A 16,663-nucleotide genomic window follows, 5' to 3' on the forward strand; every position below is an offset into this window, starting at 1 on the left:
CCGTTTTTAAACGGGGGTTCCCGAACCTGCAACCCTATCCCCTACACCCTCTGAACCGCATAGTTAACGACAATAGATGCGCCGTTACCAGCTAACTTGAGTGCGTAGGCGTAGCCCGTCGTTCGCGTAGCGTCTCGTAGAGAAGACATCGCTCGTCCAACTCCCTGTGATGCACCAGTAATAATTGCAACTTTCCCCGCTATTGATGCCATACATTCATCTGGTTTTATTTTGGTGAACCAAAGTGATTATCTGCTGTTAAAGTACTGCACCAAGGTTAAATTTAGCGATCGCTGGTAAGGGAACTATTATTTGTCTGCGTCCAAAAAGATTATGAATCGGGTCATGGTCATCAGATAGCACCTTCTGAAACGCTTTGGTGTTTCTGTTTTACAATCAGATGTAAAAAGTCCATGTACAAGCGACACACAACCCCCAGCGATTCAATCACCTGCACCTGACACCAGTCCAACTTAATCAAGTACTGGATACAACCACAGGCTTGAGTACTGTATAATTTCAATAATTTTATTAATAACCTATGTTAGTTTTTCAAGTTTTATTTGATCTGCTTGATATAAAATAATTTGTTTGTCGGCAGTAAAAATCCGATTTGGTCTGATATTACTTGGCTGATTTAATCGACCGTAGCTAAAATCACTATTATCTAGTTGAATAGCATAGATATCGCCAACAGCTTGGCTAGTAATTTGGCAAAGAATTAGATCATCTCCTTTAAGAGTAGCAATAACTAAAGCAGGTCTACGTTTTGTTTCAGTTAAGTCTGAGAATGGAAATGGAACAATAACAACATCTCCTTTTACAAATCCTGCCATGCTGCATCTTCCTCTGGTCTTAACCAATCTTTTTGTAGTGAAGATTCACTCATGAGGGTGATTTCTAAAGATTTATCTTTCTGGTACTTGGCTTGTAAGAACTGAACAAAATCTAAAATTTCCTGTAACAGAGGTTCAGGTAGTTTTTCTAGTTCTTGTGTAATCTGTTTTTTAAGCATAATTGTCTTGTTTTGTGTTTCGGCAATATCTAAAATAATATTTATCATATCGGTTTTTAAATGGAAATATATAATCAAACCAATTCTGCAACTGCAAACTTTTAGATGGCACCAAGCAGCGATCGCCAATAATCACCATAGTTATTATACTTGCGAGTCACTCATGACTTGTTCTCAGCGTGCTAATCTATCAAGCCCTGCTCAATAGAGTATTCTTACTCAAAGTTTATGTTAAATTTGTACCCTGAGAATGAGCCTCTTCAACCTATAGCAGGAGTGTGATGTTCCATTAAGCGCCTACTATGAATAACTAGAAAATCAAATTGCAGTATATCTGCCTTTCAACTTATGGACTGGAAGTACAAGTGGAAAAATGGCTATAAACCAAGCCGAGATGAAGCAGCAAAAAACCCTCATTTGTTAGATGAGAGTCAGTTCGATAATGAGCAAGACCGAAAGCTAGCTGAAGAATCTGCAAGGAAACATTTGGGTATACCTGCACCAACCTTAGACGAAGATCAGTCAATACTACCTCATTAGCTTCGCCTAACGAAAAGGCTTAATAACAGCATTTCTAAAAATTTTTGCAACAAATTGGCTGTAGGGACGTATAAGTGTACGTCCCTAATCATGTATCTGCCGCAGGAATTTTGTGAAAGAATATAACGCGTCTTGGAACCCCACTTCCAAACCTCTCCCCGAAAGGTCGATAGCCTTTGATTCTTGCTCCCCAACGCTAGTAGGGAAGGGGTTGGGGGTTAGGTTTGAGATAAAGTCGCACACGGCGTAATATAACGCTTGGGCATTTTGTGCCTATGTACGCTCCGCACCATTATCAAGTTAGACAGAATGCAGATTTCTCAACTTTTCAACCGCTTAAACAATAAGAAATTCAGTAAGTTACTCACTCAAACAGTAGCTTTAGGCGTAGGTGCCATTGTTCTACTTTCAAGTACTAATGCTAATGCTGCCGAGCAAGTTGTATTAAAGTATGGTAATTTTCAAGGGCAAATCTCTGTTCAAGAATTAACTCAGTTTACAGAAACTGGCAAGACTACCCCGACGTTAAGGGCTTATTTACAAGCGGCGCAACAAGACCCCGCAGTAGCTCGTAAGGCATTGAAAGCTTCGATAAAAGCCGATCCTGCCTTTTTAAATAGCTTACTGTCTAGCTGGGCAGGGCCAGTATTGGTTAACCAAATTGGTGAGGTAGTTCACCCTCCCGCAGGACAATTAAATCAGCAGGCGCTACGAAGTGCTTTAAGTGCATCTATTCAACAAGATGGTGAAGTTACACTCCTTGGAGCCATTCAGAATTATCCTAATACTTCTGTTGAGCTTGAAGGAGATCGTCTCATCCCTGTTTATGAACGCCTAAGCAATCTTGCAAAACTCTTATAAGGGTTATGTATCAAATGATTGGTTTAGTGTCTCAATAGTCGTGAATTCTTAGTCATGATCGGGATTAAATTAATACTGATGAGTCTATCTTAGGGTTCATACTCTCTTACTTAGAAATTCCCTAACCTAAATGTAGAGTTTAGTCTAACAATAGGGAAAAGGTTTCTATGACAGCCGATGTTTCTAGAGATATTAAGAAGGATGTTAATGGGTCACTGATAAGCGGTGTTCTTTTGAGTATTTTAGGGGTTATTGCGATCGCAGCGCCTAGTCTTTCGACTATATTTGCCGAAACTTGGGTGGCGGTGATTTTGATTTTCGCCGGATTTACAAAACTAGTTTATGCCACTCAAACTCGCCACCAAGGAGGTTTTATTTGGAAACTTCTATTGAGCGGACTCTATATTGCAACCGGTATCATGCTGTTTGTTTATCCTTATACGGGTATTCTCACGCTAACTCTGTTGCTTGGCAGCTTTTTGCTGGCTGAAGGTACATTCGAGTTAATTTTGGCATTCAAGTTACGTCCCCAAAATAACTGGACATGGATATTAGGTGATGGGATCATTACGCTGGTTTTAGGCGCGATGATTTGGTTCCAGTGGCCCTTCAATGCGCCCTGGCTTCTAGGTACACTAGTTGGTGTCAGCATTGTTTTCACTGGTATTTCACGGGTAATGCTGGCGTTGAATGCGCGTTCTATCTCGAATCCTGGTAACGAAGCTACAAATGCTACTTAGTAGTATATGGGGAATGGGGAATAGGGAAAAGCAATTATTAATGCCCAATGCCCAATGCCTAAGCTTGAGTAGTGACAGTTTACTAAGAGATTGCAGCAGCGATCGCTCTGATATTGCTAAATTAACTAAGGAAATCAAAATCCAGACCAGCTAGCTGCAATCAACAATGGTATCTCTTGCTACTCCATTCTCGGATATTCAAAACCATTGGGCACGCTTATTTATTACAGCCTTAGCCCAACGTGGTATTGTCAGCGGATTGCCGAATGGCACGTATCGCCCCGATAACTCACTTACCCGCGCTGAATTTGCCGCCATCATCGCCAAGGCATTTGGGACAGTTCCCAAGAAGCGGCAGTATGTTCCTTTTGTTGATGTACCCACTAATTATTGGGCCGCAGCCGCCATTCAAACAGCTTACGAAAAAGCATTCATTAGCGGATTTCCTGACAAAAGTTTCCGTTCTGCTAACCGAATTACGAGAGTAGAAGTTTTAGTTTCTTTGGTAGCAGGCTTAGAAATTGCCACCAAGGTAAAACCTGACCTAGTATCACAACTCAAACAAATTTATCAAGATTCTGTTCAGATTCCTGGGTATGGTATAAATCAGGTAGCTATTGCCACCAGCGCTGGATTGATAGTTAGTTTCCCAAATGTGAAATTACTTAATCCCAATCTCGCAGCCACCCGTGCAGATGTGGCAGTGATTATTTATCAAGCTTTGGTGTATTTAGGTGAAGCAGAAAAGATTGCTTCTAATTACTTTATAGTGCCGCCAATACTTGCGCCGACGCCAGCGCCAACACCCACACCAATACCCACACCTACACCCACACCCACACCCACACCTGTCGGTAGCGTTAGAGTAAATCATAGTCGGGAATTCCGAGGGGCGTGGGTAGCATCTGTATGGTATAGTACTTGGCCTTCCAAGGCGGGACTTTCTGTTGCTCAACAAAAAGCTGAACTCAGCGAGATTATTAGTAAATTACAAGCGCTAAACTTCAATGCCCTCATTTTCCAGGTGCGACCAGAGGGAGACGCTTTGTATGAATCCCAATTAGAGCCTTGGAGCGCTTGGATTACAGGAACTCAGGGGAAAGCACCAGAACCATTCTATGATCCTTTAGCGTTTGCGATCGCAGAATGTCATAAGCGCAATATTGAACTTCATGCTTGGTTCAATCCCTACCGCGCTAGCACTTCCACCAACCCAGCCAAAACAGTCCTTCCCCACCTAGCAGCCACCAATCCAGAATGCGTTTATTTGTGGAAAACTCAACGCTGGATGGACCCAGGACTGAAAATAGTTCAGGACAGAGCTTACAACGTAATTATCGATGTAGTGAAGCGCTACGATGTTGATGGCATTCACTTAGATGATTATTTCTATCCATATCCCATCGCGGGACAACCTTTCCCCGATGATAAAACCTACGCTGCATATAAAGCAGATGGTGGTACACTCAGCCTTGGCGACTGGCGACGAGACAATGTTAACAGAATGGTACAGCGCCTTTGGCAGGGAATTAAAACAACCAAACCCGACGTTAAATTTGGTATTAGTCCCTTTGGGATTTATCGCCCTGGACAACCCGCTGGTATTACTGGGTTGGATGCCTATAACGTGCTGTATGCTGACGCGAAGAAATGGCTAGAAGAAGGCTGGATTGATTATATTGCACCTCAACTTTACTGGCGCACAGACCAACCACAACAAAGTTACCCGGCGTTGCTACAGTGGTGGACACAGGTAAACACAAAACAAAGACACGTTTACGCTGGTAATAATTTGACAGAACCAAGCAACAAGAGTCGGGAGAGTGATGAGATTGAAAAGCAGGTGAAAATTAGTCGTAGCCAAGCTGGAAATTTATCGCTGGGGAATATTTTCTTTAATGTCGGTGTTTTGACGGAAAATAGTGAGGGCATTGCTGATAAATTCCAAAGTCTGCTTTATAACAAACCTGCGCTAGCTCCAACTTTATCTTGGCAGGATACAACACCGCCCTCTCCACCCATTGAACTACAAGTTAATAACCGCAAATTAAGTTGGCAGCCTGGTGATAATCAGCCAGTTCGTTCTTGGACACTTTATCGACTAGCTGGCGATACTTGGACAATTCAGCGAATTTTGTCTGCTGGTACAACCTTCGCTACTGTCCAACAAGCTGGAACCTATGCCGTATGTGCGGTGGATAGATTGGCGAATGAGAGTCTAGGAACAGTTATTACAGTTAGTTGAACAAAGGTGCTGTCTATGAGTGCGATCGCCTTTGGCGTTGGCAACGCCATCGCTGTTATGCTCTTGTATAGTATGGTTCTTCAGTACTTATTATGCTGAAATTTTAATCAAAGTTCGTAACTTGCCTTGAAAATCAAGCCTTTTAGGCAGTTATAGCGTCGATCTATGAATTCAGCCTCAAAATTTAATATTAACGCCTGTTATTATTGCCCAGCAAGGCATTCAAGCTTATTTACATACGGATTTAGCATAATAAGTAAAGAAGAGCCTATAGTATTAGTGCGATCGCATTTTGAAGAATAGTGCAAAGTAATCAACCTGAACCAATTAAGGCCGATTGGATAGTCAGCCTTTTAGGAAGAGTGAAAGCTCTGGAAGTAAATCCCCATGAAGAAGCATTAACCTCCATTCTGATTGAGCAAGCTTTGGAAAATACCAAACACACTGCTACCAATCCTGGTATATCACTGGCAGCAGCTTTTGACCTGATTGTATCTGCTGAGTACTATACAAAACTAACCAATAAAGGATGGCTTTATTGTCCAGTAAATAATATTCCTCTATTAATTTACCCATACACTAATACTTGCCCAAGATGTGTTTTACAAGGTAATTTTTACTATCATCAGGCAAACAAATTACCATCTGGAACTATTGGCAAAACCACAAGTCGTTTGCTGTGTGTATTTCTAAGGCATTTATTTAAAATTAATTCGAGGAATTTAAAAATTTATCATGGTGCTGAACCCGTTGACGTAATAATTCATGATGAAAAAGAGAGTGTAGTCTTACTTGCAGAAGTAAAAGCCGCACCATTGACAACACTTGCTCTAGCAGCGAAGGTTGAGGTACAAACCGAGATGGGAGAAAATGGAGAACCAATACCTTGTTCGCACTCTCCTACAGACAATTCATTTCTGGCATCATCTAACTTGCATATAATTCTGCCCAAGTTAGAAGAAAACTACTGGAACTATGAACTTGTGGATTTAGGAGTAAAAGCAAGCCATAGTTCTCCGACATGGGCATACGAACAAATTGGCAGAAGTTTTGGTCTGGATAATCAACTATTTTATCGATATTTTCAGTTTTGGAATATTGCCTATTCTGCGTATAATAAAGCAGCACGGGGTAGGGGAACTATACCTGAAGCAGTTTATTGGTTAACAAATGCTTGTGGACAACCTACTCCTAGACCTTTGACTTGGCCATTGAGAAAGAGTGGTGATGGGTACGAATCCGTCTCTGATGGTAAATCTAGCGTAGGAATGGACAGAACTGATGATATTAAAAAAGGGATTTATCAAGTTTTAAAAATTGCTGCTACAGGAAAACCAAAACATAGTCAAATGGCAGTAAAAACTGCTTTGCTGTCTAACATTCATGCTGTGCGTCACTATAATGATTACCTGCTCGACCTTCAGGATGTTATGTGGACACTAGATGAAACAGGAAAAGCAAAAAAAGTTGCAGATTTGCCGCCTGAAAAAGAGATTTACAATCTTTTTGATGGTATAATCACCTTCACCCAAAGCCATGTGAGAGATGACTGGATTTCAGAAAATTTCCAATTTTAATAGTCCGTGCAAATTGGTTACAAATCACATTGCTAGACGGGTTGGTTCAGATGTGCAAAAGCGTATCGATGCTTTAAAAATTGGGCAAAAAATGCAGGATTTACCTGAAGAGCTTTGGCATGAAAGCTTTAAATTTTATCTCAAGCACGATCCAAATCGTCAAGGTGGGCCAAATTTAAGAATAATTCGTCTTGATCCAGATAAACCCTCATTAACAGTGACGGGATACATTTTCAATAAATTTGTCCATCCCTATGAAAACCGATTTATTACTGTGCGAGAGGCAGCTCGTTTACAAGGTTTTCCTGACGAGATGAAGTTTGAAGGAACGCTAACAAGTACTCAGCTTCAGGTAGGTAATGCTGTACCTGTACCGCTTGCAGAAGCTGTGTTTAAATCTTTACTTCAGCAAGCAAAGTCACTAGGATTTGAAAATCGTTCCCTTAAAGCTTTCAGCCTATTTAGCGGCGCAGGAGGTATGGATATTGGTGCTTATCTTACAGGTAGTATAGAAACTAAGGTAGCTCTCGATAGTTGGTCAGATGCTTGTGCAACACTGCGTGGTTTTTTTGGTGGCGATATTTGCGTTTTGGAAAATGATATTTCCACTGTAGAAAACCCGTTAAGTTTATGGCAAAAGTTTTCCGGTGAAGTTGAGAAACCAGATATTGTCTTTGGAGGACCACCTTGCCAAGCTTTCAGTCAGGCAGGTAAACAAAAAGGTTTTCAGGATAATCGAGGTGGTATGATTTATGAATTTTTACGTTTTGTCGAGCATTTGTACCCGCCCTTTTTCGTTATGGAAAATGTATCTAACCTCAAAGGGATTGCAAGTGGCACACTATTCCAGCAAATTTGGGATCAGATGGCGAATTTGGGTTACAACATCTCAGTCGGTGTACTTTTAGCTGCTGATTTTGGTACTCCTCAGTTAAGGCGGCGATTATTTTTTCTTGGTTGCCGAAAGGACATTGGTAATATTCGCTTACCTTTATCTACTCATAGTCCTGAACTTGAATTATTTGGGCTACTACCCTACGTAACTGTTGGTAAGGCTTTTGTTGGCTTGCCAGAAGCAGAGTTTAGCCGTTAATTTTCTAATCGGAAGCTTGAACAGAAAGCACTCTAGAGGACACCCAAGAAATAAATTACTCAATTCCTGCATCCAAAGTCACTATCCAATTTTTTCTCCCCCTGCCCTCCAAAACGATTGATTATTTTTTAGTTGGAAGTCCCTAGAAGGATTGAGCTAGGATCAACTAGCCGTATGATTAACTTACATATTGACTCAGGCAGATCACCAACTTTGTGCGGTGGAATCATGGGTATGCCAGCATCATCAAACCTTGTCCACAATAACAGGATGGAAAATTAGGGATTCACCTTTGGGTAGATTTAGACAGAATCATCAAAACTGTATATTTGGATGAGATAACACATAATTTGCCACAAAACCTCATGCTAAATCAGTAATTTTCATATCAACAGATGAAATATTGATTGAATTCTAGTTAATTTGTTCCTTAAGTTCCTCATAAGCCATGACATCCCCTGAGCCTCAAACCGATTTTGGAGAAAAAGCTCCACAAACCTCATTTGAGCCACCTTCTGGAAAACGGCGGTGGCTTTGGGTTTTAGTTGCACTAGTATTGTTAGGGGGCGGAGCAACTCTAGTTTGGCGTTTGCTCACTCCGCAAAATCCAGCACCTTCAACTGCTAATACTCAACCTCAAGGGGTAAGAGTCAAAATCTCGACAGTACAAAGCGGCATAATTGAGGAAAGTTCAGATTTTATTGCTAGCCTAAAATCCCAGCGCTCAGTTACGCTCCAGCCGAGGATTCAGGGCCAAGTTACCCAGATATTTGTCAAATCGGGAGATCCAGTCGCACAAGGAGCGGCAATTCTCCAAGTAGATCCTATGTCACAAGCAGGTGTCAGTGCAAGCAATGCTGTGCCTCAGGGTTTTTTAGTGCAACTGGAAAACGCCCGCGCTACACTCAAATCTCTGGAAGCACAACGACCATCCTACGTTGCAAATGTGCAATTGTACCAGCAGAACTACGAAAAGTTTGTCACCCTAGCTGAGGAAGGAGCCGTATCTCGACAAACTCGCAATCAGGTTGCTAATAGGCTCGCCAATGCAAAGGCTAATCTTGATGCAATTGATTCTAGAATTCAAGCCCAACGAGCTAACATATTGCAGGCTGAACAAACTTTGCAGCAAGCTAATGTAAATATTCCACAACAACAAGGAAACCTCCAGTCCGACAAAATCACCGCTCCCTTTAGTGGCACAGTTAGCAACATCGCTGTGAAAGTAGGTGATTTAGTTAATACTTCCACACAATTAGTTAATATCGCGCAAAATCAACCTTTAGAAGTCAATATCTCTGTGCCATTACAGCAAGGGCCCCAACTGCGCAAGGGAATGCCAGTGGAGGTTATGAACACACAAGGTCAAAAGCTGGGTAGAAGTAGGATATTTTTCATTTCACCTATTGCCAGTAATGAAACACAAGGAATACTGATCAAAGCACTTTTTGACAACGCTAAGGGTCAGTTACGTGCAGATCAATTGGTAAGGGCTAGAGTATTTTGGAATCAGCGCCCCGGAATTTTAATCCCCACAACAGCAATGACTCGTGTAGGTGGGGACACTTTTGTTTATATAGTTGAAACAGAAACATCTCCCCAAGGTGTATCTCAACAAGTAGCTCGGCAAAAACGAGTGAAGCTAGGCGAGATCAAAGATAATAATTACCAAGTTATTGAAGGATTACAGCCAGAAGATAAAGTTATTGTCTCAGGGTTGCTCAATCTTAGGGATGGTGTTGCGATCGTTCCAGAACCTTAATTAAGCGGAGTAGAAAGCAGGGGAGAAGTCTCAATCTTGTCTTTCTTGTCTTTTAGCAATACTTACCCAAGAGCGTTAACTATAGCGATCGCTCGTACCCTTACATTTAATGAAACACGCTTATAGCGTTTCCCAGGCTACTGAAGTACACACGAACCTTTTATATCAAAACAAGTAGCTTTAAAAACGTACCTCACTAGATTGAGAAACGCTATATCTGCGCCAACATGTCCGATTCAGACTACGATTTTGGAATAAAAGCCCTTCTTCAGATAATTTAATCTACGCAGATTTGATCTAAAAACAGGTTGCCAATATCAAACAAAAACTGCATAGTACCTTGATAGCCAACTTTGGTAAAATGAACATGATCCAAACGGTCAAAAATGGCGATACCTTAACGATAAAGAGGAATTTTTAAGCGTTGAGCGATCGCCACTCCATGAGAGTTGGTAATTAGCAAATCAGATCCTCGCTTAAGTCTACAATGTGCTTTTTTGCCATGCTAAAACCTCATTGCCTTAAGCAAACCGTTATAAGCATCGTAATTCAATTGAAGAGTGAAAGTAGCACCATGCTATGTAGGCACTGACAACACTCTCACCAAAATGGTAAGTGAAGCGGGTCAACAAAGTATCTCGGTTGTTGACAGTGAAGGACGACAAACTCATCGGTGTATTGACGTAACCCACCCAAACGAAAGTAAAACGTACGATTATTAGTATTATTTTTAGCTTTGCTGACAAGCTAAATCGTATTTTTATGGATTCAAATCGTCATGTGGGTTACCTCTTGATGCGTTCTGTTACGACAATTCAAGGCAATACTCTATGGTTTTGGCTTGAACCATATTTTTAAGTTTATGCCAAAGATCAGCGAATTCACTACCCTCTGTTGAGAAAGATTGGGAGCATCCACTTTCGGCGGATCTACTTTTTTAGATGAACCATATAGTAGGGTTTTCGGAGTATCAGAATTATGTTTCTTCCAAAAGTGGATGCTCCCGAAAGATTGAATCAGATTAGCGGAAGCATTTTATAAAAAACACTTATTCTTTTGCCGCTATGACCACCATTCAAACAGTAAATCTAAGTATAAACTTAAGAATATCGTTCAAGGCGAAAGCATAGATGTCTGTCTTCTGTTCGACATCAACGTCAGGTTTGAGCGACCCAGCCTCTCTCCTTGAGACACTCTCCATTCACAGGTGAATTTCTGACAGGTATTTCCGTAGCGGCGGGCACTTGCCCGCCACCGCCACATACATTCGATCAGCATGGAGCATACACAATGAACAAGTTTGACTCAACTAAACTGCCGACTAAATTTGTCAACACCAGCGAAGGCTGGCTAGTGCAGGTATATAGCAGCGATCGCCGCCTGCTCTGCGTGCTCGAGTCATCTCACGCCTGGACTTTTTTGTTGGGCTGTGGGTTCGGTCTCCTACTGGCGGTGGGGTGGTTTAACCTCGCCAGTTACAATCCATCCACGACTTATGAACCGTCAACAGCTCCCCCTGAAATGTCGATTGATTAGCTCAGTCATTGCTAGAAGAGTGGTGTCCACGCAACTCTTCCGATTTGGCTGATCGCATACCGTCCTCGGTGCAATATCCGTGTATAGAACCCATTTGGCATCTATTTCTCCGGCTATAAGTTTTGTGCAAAGCCGGATTTCAGACTTTTTCAGCAATTGCTTACTAGGTTGTTTAAAACAGCCTTCTAGTAACCCTTATATGTCTAGAAAAGATCCCAAATGGTTTCTATAGAGAAAATTCTATGATCGCAATTTACACTGACCAGAGATATACGGGTTTTCTGAAAATAAAAGGAAAACTTATGATTTGAATTTGAAATTACTTGGCATATCCATGTAAAGCGATCGCAAATTTGTGCGAATTTAAGGATAAGCTTAAGTACATAGAATTTTGGGTCTTAATATATCTTGATCTATAGAAGTTACTACGGGACAGCGACACCTTCCAGTCCCATTTGGAGAGCGGCCGGCCATCTTTGAACCCCCTGCCGACAGGTGTTACGCGAACACCTGTCGGCAGGGTTGAAGCGCTGCACCCTTACTTCTTAAAGCTCACTTATCACAATAATCGCTCTTTTTTAGAGGAGGCGGAAGGAGGTATTCATGGATTTTTTGTCCTTGTTCTTAGTGGACTTCGTTAAGCAGTTGCAGTCCCCAACACTCAGCTTTCTCATTGGTGGTATGGTCATTGCCGCCCTTGGTAGCGAATTGGTAATTCCAGAGGCGATTACTCAAATCATCGTCTTCATGCTGCTCATGAAAATCGGTCTGACCGGTGGTCAGGCGATCCGCAATTCCAACCTAACGGAGATGGTGTTGCCCGTAGCGTTTGCTATGGCATTAGGAATTCTCATTGTATTCATCGCGCGCTATACATTGGCCAAGCTGCCGAAGGTCAAAACCGTGGATGCGATTGCGACCGGGGGGTTGTTTGGTGCTGTGAGTGGCTCTACTATGGCCGCCGCCCTGACGGTACTGGATGGACAAAAAATGCAATACGAGGCATGGGCTGGCGCACTCTATCCCTTCATGGATATCCCAGCGCTCGTAACTGCGATTGTGATAGCCAACATTTATCTCAACAAGAAGAAGAAGAAGGGTAGTGTAGCAGACGAGTATCTCAGCAAGCAGGAGTATCTCAGCAAGCAGACCGTTGCAGCAGGCGATTATCCCGATCAGCAGGATTATCCCAGCACCCGGCAAGAGTATCTCAGCAAGCAGCAGTCTGCGGATAATCGGGTCAAGATATGGCCGATCGTGCAGGAAAGCCTCCAGGGTCCTGCCCTATCGGCAATGTTGCTCGGCCTTGCTCTTGGCATAATCGCCCGGCCGGAAAGTGTCTATAAAAGCTTCTACGATCCCGCCTTTCGCGGCTTGCTTTCGATCTTGATGGTGGTCATGGGTATGGAGGCTTGGTCAAGACTTGGCGAACTACGTAAGGTGGCTCAGTGGTACGTCGTGTATAGCGTAGTGGCACCGCTGTTGCATGGGTTCATCGCCTTCGGTCTCGGTATGATTGCCCACTACGCCACAGGATTCAGCATGGGCGGTGTTGTGGTTCTGGCCGTCATCGCCTCCTCCAGTTCAGACATCTCAGGCCCACCCACGTTGCGAGCCGGGATTCCGTCGGCCAATCCCTCCGCCTACATCGGTGCCTCCACAGCCGTCGGTACACCCATTGCGATTGGCGTGGGAATACCGCTTTTCCTCGGGCTTGCCCAGGCGATCGGCGGCAGGTAATCCCAGACGGGTCGCGGTCTGTCGGCGCTCCCTTGACCCGGCAGACCAAACGACTCAATATATAAGATCAATTACGGTAAGGAGGTAACCAACATGGCCAAGCAAGCCAAAAAGCTCGTCATCGTCACGGAAAAGATTCTGCTGAAAAAGATCGCCGATATCATCGAAGAATCCGGGGCAACCGGTTATACGGTTTTGGCAACCGGCGGTAAAGGCAGTCGCAACGTGCGCTCGTCGGGACAACCCAACGTTTCTGACATCAATGCGAATATAAAATTCGAGGTGCTCACCCCGGATCGGGATATGGCCGAGAATATTGCGGATCAGATCGCAATAAAGTTTTTCCTCGATTTTGCGGGCATGATCTATATCTGTGACGCGGAGGTACTGTACGGGCACAGTTTCTGTGGACCAGACGGCTGTTGAATCGAGACGACACAGACCTAAAAAGCCGGGGCATGACCCCGGTTTTTAATAGCCGTATTTCTTACCTGCGATCGCTTTCTGTAACATCTGCAATTCAACACTCACGTTTGAGTTTTTTAGTTAATCATCTATATTCATTTGCTAAAACATAGGCTTTGTCACAGCCAGTTACCAACTAAAACATAAGGTGCCCAGTAGCCAGGACGACTGTAATTAGGATAATCTTTTAACAACTTTACTTGGGCACGACGCAAGGCTTCAGCCTTTGTTACTTTAGTTTTAACTAACTCACGATAAAATTCACCGATTAAAATAGCAGTAGATTTGTCATTAATATGCCACAGTGAAGCCAACGTACTACGAGCGCCAGCTTTCACGGATGCTCCTGCTAGCCCTAGCGTGGCGCGATTGTCACCAGTAGCAGTTTGACAAGCACTCAAAACCAGCATTTCCAAAGCTTCTGAGCGAGTTTCATCCCGACGACGCAGCAGGCTATCAAATTGCGTAACGTTGATGGGGCCATCAGCAGCAAGGATAAAAGTATTCTCAGCACGGGAGCTAAATTGACCGTGGGTTGCCAGATGTAACACATTAAATGGCACAGCATTCACCTCACTCTCTAGGTTTTTGCTGTTGAAGTCCCGATCTAGTAACTGGGTGGTAGATGCGATCGCTTGGGAAATTGAGTTAAATTCTGATTTAATTCCTGGTAGGGGTGGAAATTGTTGTTGAAAGCCTTGTGGTGGTTCTACTAACCCAGCAGCTAGTACGTTGAGTTTGGTTTGCGTCAAAGGTTTGGGTGGGAGTAACTGGAGTCCCAAACTGAGCGCTACAGCATATTTTTCTACCAGATATTGCTGACCGTCATACAGTATAGCCATTGGTACGTTTCGCAATATTCCATCTAGTACAAATACAAGGGTTTTAACACCACTTTTGTTTAAATCTGACTCAATTTCTTTGATTAACCACCCATAGACTTCCTGTGACAGCGCCTGCACTTCCTCCGTCCTGTCAGGCTCTAAAAGATACTCTCTAAGTTGTTTTACAAGACCTTCTACTTCTTTCTGCGGCTTATTTACTGTATAATTACGCAGTGCTTGGTTAGGAATTTTGACAATCACTTGGAGTTGAGAAGGCAGAATAATTGGATAAATAATTGCGGTTGTGGGATTATCTTTATCTACCACTGTGTCAAGCAAAACAGTTTTGGCATTAATGCAAGCTTCCCGGAAAAAGTTGTCTAATTCCGCCAGTTGCAGTGCTTCAATCCTCTGTCTAGCTTTGTCTAGGTTTACTTCGCTCGGATCAGTTTGCTGGAACTGCAACAGTAATTCTACTGACTCTCTATATACAGGTTCTACACTTTCTTTAAAGGAAAACTGGACATCTGGGTTTACAACCACTAAGTCACTACGGAGAATCTGCAACTCACTAACAGCGGTATCATAGGCGGTAATAGCGCCCTTAATCTCTCCCTGCTGTTTTAACAAACGTCCTAACTGCCAATGCCAACGATAAGCGATATCTGGGGCGTTGATTGTTTGGGCGATGATCAGTGCTTGTTGGGTGAGATTCTGGGCAATTGACCATTGTTTAGTTTGCTCGTATACACTGCCCAAAGTCCCAAGGGTAAAGCTTTCGGCTCGCTTATCTGCTAAATCTTGAGCTTGTTGCAAGGCGATCGCGCAGATTTGAGCGATCGCTTTGGGTGTAGTCCCGAATTTCATCAAGCTTTGAGCTAGATGAATGCGGGCATAGATAGTTGTCACAGAAGCAGGTAGTTCTGCAAGTTGAGTTTGGATTTGCGGCAATAGTGTCTGCGCGGCGGCTGTTTGTCCCGTGTTCACCAGCAAGTTAAACTGATTTATTTGAGCTTGGACTTTAGCAATTGGGTTAGGAGCGATCGCAGCAGCTTGCTGATAGAACTCTATTGCTCCTTTCAAATCTTGTTGTACTTGTGCCGTGTTGCCTAAACTGAACAAAGCAGCGCTCACATCCTGAGGAGAACCCAATTCTTGAGCAATTTTTAAACTTTGCTGTAATGCCTGGCGGGATTGTTCCAAATCTCCGGCTAATTGCAGAGCATCACCGAAAGAGCGTAATTCTACTGCTTTTGTGATTGAATTAGGTTTTGATTGTAACTGCTCCTGCAATTGAGTCAAGATTGTCAAACCCCGACGGTAAAATCCTAATACTTGCCATGCTTGTGCTTGGTTGATGCGATCGCGGGTAATGCCATTTTGATCGCCTAATTGCTTGTAGCTCACTTCCGCACGTTGCCAGGTATTAAGTGCCTGTTCAGCTTGTCCCAAGTCTAGTTGAATACTACCTTGAATATCCAGAATTGGAGCCAGAACTTGAAGATTTTGGGCATTGGAGGATTCTTCAACCAACTTCAAGCTATCTGTAATTGCCTGTTGCGCTTGTGGCAAATTACCCAGTTTTTGATATGCCAATGCCAAATTACTTAATGCTACAGCTTGCCGCAATTCATTGCCTTGGCTACCATAATTTTTAACTGCTTGTTGCAAAACTTTAACCGCTTCTGCAAACTGTCCTGCTTCATATAGCACTTTCCCTTGTTGCAGCAAATCTTGTGTTTGTGCAGTCGGATTTTGGATTGACACTCCAAGAGTTGCAATATTTTGTGTCTCTACAGTTGCAGCAACAGGAAAAGTAATAACGCACAAAAAAGCTGTCACCAGAACCAAGAGAATGAAAACAGGCAAGTCATGTCTTTTTAACGGACGAATGAACCATGTGTTGCACATTCGTTGCCACTGATTGTTTTTATAACTCTTGGGTTTCATAAGAATTCCTCCCTCGATTGGAGTAACGAATTATTGATTACAGGAAATGGCAGAGGGAATAGAAGAACTTTGTGGATATTGAGCCACAAGAATCACATCACCCTTAGCATCAACAATCCATCCTTGAGCCTCCACAATGCGATCGGCAGATTTGGTCATAGATGCAGTAGATAATTTATCCGTGATAGCTGTTGCTTGTGCGGGCAAATCTACCCAACTAGTAATTACTGCTTGTCCCCGCAACGGTTCATTCGGACTTTGGGGTAATCCACCGCGTCCAGTAGCGATAAAGCGACTAGCGGCAAGTCGTCCTCT

15 protein-coding genes and 2 pseudogenes are annotated in these 16,663 nt (G+C 43.0%); 11 read left to right on the forward strand and 6 right to left on the reverse strand.

Going from position 1 to position 16,663, the window contains the following annotated elements; genetic code table 11:
- Window positions 1-41 precede the first annotated feature (41 nt).
- The 3 genes from VB740_RS12355 to VB740_RS12365 all read right to left on the reverse strand — a co-directional run bounded on the left by VB740_RS12355 (window position 42) and on the right by VB740_RS12365 (window position 1,063).
- Window positions 42-212 (reverse strand): hypothetical protein, encoded by a 171-nt coding sequence (locus tag VB740_RS12355; protein ID WP_323200308.1) that lies wholly within the window; start codon window positions 210-212, stop codon window positions 42-44.
- A 327-nt stretch (window positions 213-539) separates the two neighbouring features.
- Window positions 540-836, reverse strand: a complete 297-nt coding sequence (locus tag VB740_RS12360) for a type II toxin-antitoxin system PemK/MazF family toxin (protein WP_323200294.1) — start codon at window positions 834-836, stop codon at window positions 540-542.
- Window positions 821-1,063 carry a DUF2281 domain-containing protein gene (locus VB740_RS12365; protein ID WP_323200295.1) on the reverse strand — a complete coding sequence of 81 codons (243 nt, stop codon included), beginning with the start codon at window positions 1,061-1,063 and terminating at the stop codon, window positions 821-823. The genes VB740_RS12360 and VB740_RS12365 overlap by 16 nt, the downstream gene beginning before the upstream one ends.
- A 300-nt stretch (window positions 1,064-1,363) precedes the next feature.
- Here VB740_RS12365 and VB740_RS12370 point away from each other — a divergent pair, with 300 nt between their 5' ends.
- The 7 genes from VB740_RS12370 to VB740_RS12400 all read left to right on the forward strand — a co-directional run bounded on the left by VB740_RS12370 (window position 1,364) and on the right by VB740_RS12400 (window position 9,833).
- Window positions 1,364-1,555 carry a bromodomain-containing protein gene (locus tag VB740_RS12370; protein ID WP_323200296.1) on the forward strand — a complete coding sequence of 64 codons (192 nt, stop codon included), beginning with the start codon at window positions 1,364-1,366 and terminating at the stop codon, window positions 1,553-1,555.
- 309 nt (window positions 1,556-1,864) lie between these two features.
- Complete coding sequence (locus tag VB740_RS12375) at window positions 1,865-2,416, forward strand: alpha/beta hydrolase (RefSeq protein WP_323200297.1); 552 nt, start codon at window positions 1,865-1,867, stop codon at window positions 2,414-2,416.
- Window positions 2,417-2,583: 167 nt separating this feature from the next.
- A complete protein-coding gene (locus VB740_RS12380; protein WP_323200298.1) occupies window positions 2,584-3,156 on the forward strand; it encodes an HdeD family acid-resistance protein in 573 nt (190 codons plus the stop codon).
- 166 nt (window positions 3,157-3,322) lie between these two features.
- Window positions 3,323-5,401 (forward strand): glycoside hydrolase family 10 protein, encoded by a 2,079-nt coding sequence (locus VB740_RS12385; RefSeq protein WP_323200299.1) that lies wholly within the window; start codon window positions 3,323-3,325, stop codon window positions 5,399-5,401.
- Between the two features lie 302 nt (window positions 5,402-5,703).
- Window positions 5,704-6,978 carry a hypothetical protein gene (locus VB740_RS12390; RefSeq protein ID WP_323200300.1) on the forward strand — a complete coding sequence of 425 codons (1,275 nt, stop codon included), beginning with the start codon at window positions 5,704-5,706 and terminating at the stop codon, window positions 6,976-6,978.
- Window positions 6,979-6,991: 13 nt separating this feature from the next.
- Entirely contained in the window at window positions 6,992-8,071 is a 1,080-nt protein-coding gene (gene dcm, locus VB740_RS12395) for a DNA (cytosine-5-)-methyltransferase (protein ID WP_323200301.1), read from the forward strand.
- A gap of 448 nt (window positions 8,072-8,519) precedes the next feature.
- Entirely contained in the window at window positions 8,520-9,833 is a 1,314-nt protein-coding gene (locus tag VB740_RS12400) for an efflux RND transporter periplasmic adaptor subunit (protein WP_323200302.1), read from the forward strand.
- 277 nt (window positions 9,834-10,110) lie between these two features.
- Here the strand turns inward: VB740_RS12400 and VB740_RS12405 are convergent.
- A pseudogene (locus VB740_RS12405) lies at window positions 10,111-10,305 on the reverse strand (nitrogenase component 1); the annotation flags it as partial.
- 88 nt (window positions 10,306-10,393) lie between these two features.
- On the opposite strand from VB740_RS12405, the gene VB740_RS12410 reads away from it, so the two are divergent.
- From VB740_RS12410 to VB740_RS12425, 4 genes are all read left to right on the forward strand, one after another.
- Window positions 10,394-10,555 carry a hypothetical protein gene (locus VB740_RS12410; protein ID WP_323200303.1) on the forward strand — a complete coding sequence of 54 codons (162 nt, stop codon included), beginning with the start codon at window positions 10,394-10,396 and terminating at the stop codon, window positions 10,553-10,555.
- Window positions 10,556-11,123: 568 nt separating this feature from the next.
- Window positions 11,124-11,369, forward strand: coding sequence for a hypothetical protein (locus tag VB740_RS12415; RefSeq protein WP_323200304.1), 246 nt, complete (start codon window positions 11,124-11,126; stop codon window positions 11,367-11,369).
- Window positions 11,370-11,972: 603 nt separating this feature from the next.
- Window positions 11,973-13,109 carry a sodium-dependent bicarbonate transport family permease gene (locus VB740_RS12420; protein ID WP_323200305.1) on the forward strand — a complete coding sequence of 379 codons (1,137 nt, stop codon included), beginning with the start codon at window positions 11,973-11,975 and terminating at the stop codon, window positions 13,107-13,109.
- 93 nt (window positions 13,110-13,202) lie between these two features.
- The gene (locus VB740_RS12425; protein ID WP_323200306.1) at window positions 13,203-13,535 is read left to right on the forward strand and encodes a P-II family nitrogen regulator; all 333 of its coding nucleotides are present in this window, start codon (window positions 13,203-13,205) and stop codon (window positions 13,533-13,535) included.
- 158 nt (window positions 13,536-13,693) lie between these two features.
- Here the strand turns inward: VB740_RS12425 and VB740_RS12430 are convergent, their stop codons facing one another.
- Window positions 13,694-16,309, reverse strand: a complete 2,616-nt coding sequence (locus VB740_RS12430; RefSeq protein WP_323200307.1) for a CHAT domain-containing protein — start codon at window positions 16,307-16,309, stop codon at window positions 13,694-13,696.
- 69 nt (window positions 16,310-16,378) lie between these two features.
- Window positions 16,379-16,663, reverse strand: a pseudogene (locus VB740_RS12435) (S-layer family protein); the annotation flags it as partial.

Origin of the sequence: Nostoc sp. UHCC 0251, from assembly GCF_034932245.1 — a bacterium.
Classification (GTDB): Bacteria; Cyanobacteriota; Cyanobacteriia; order Cyanobacteriales; family Nostocaceae; genus Nostoc.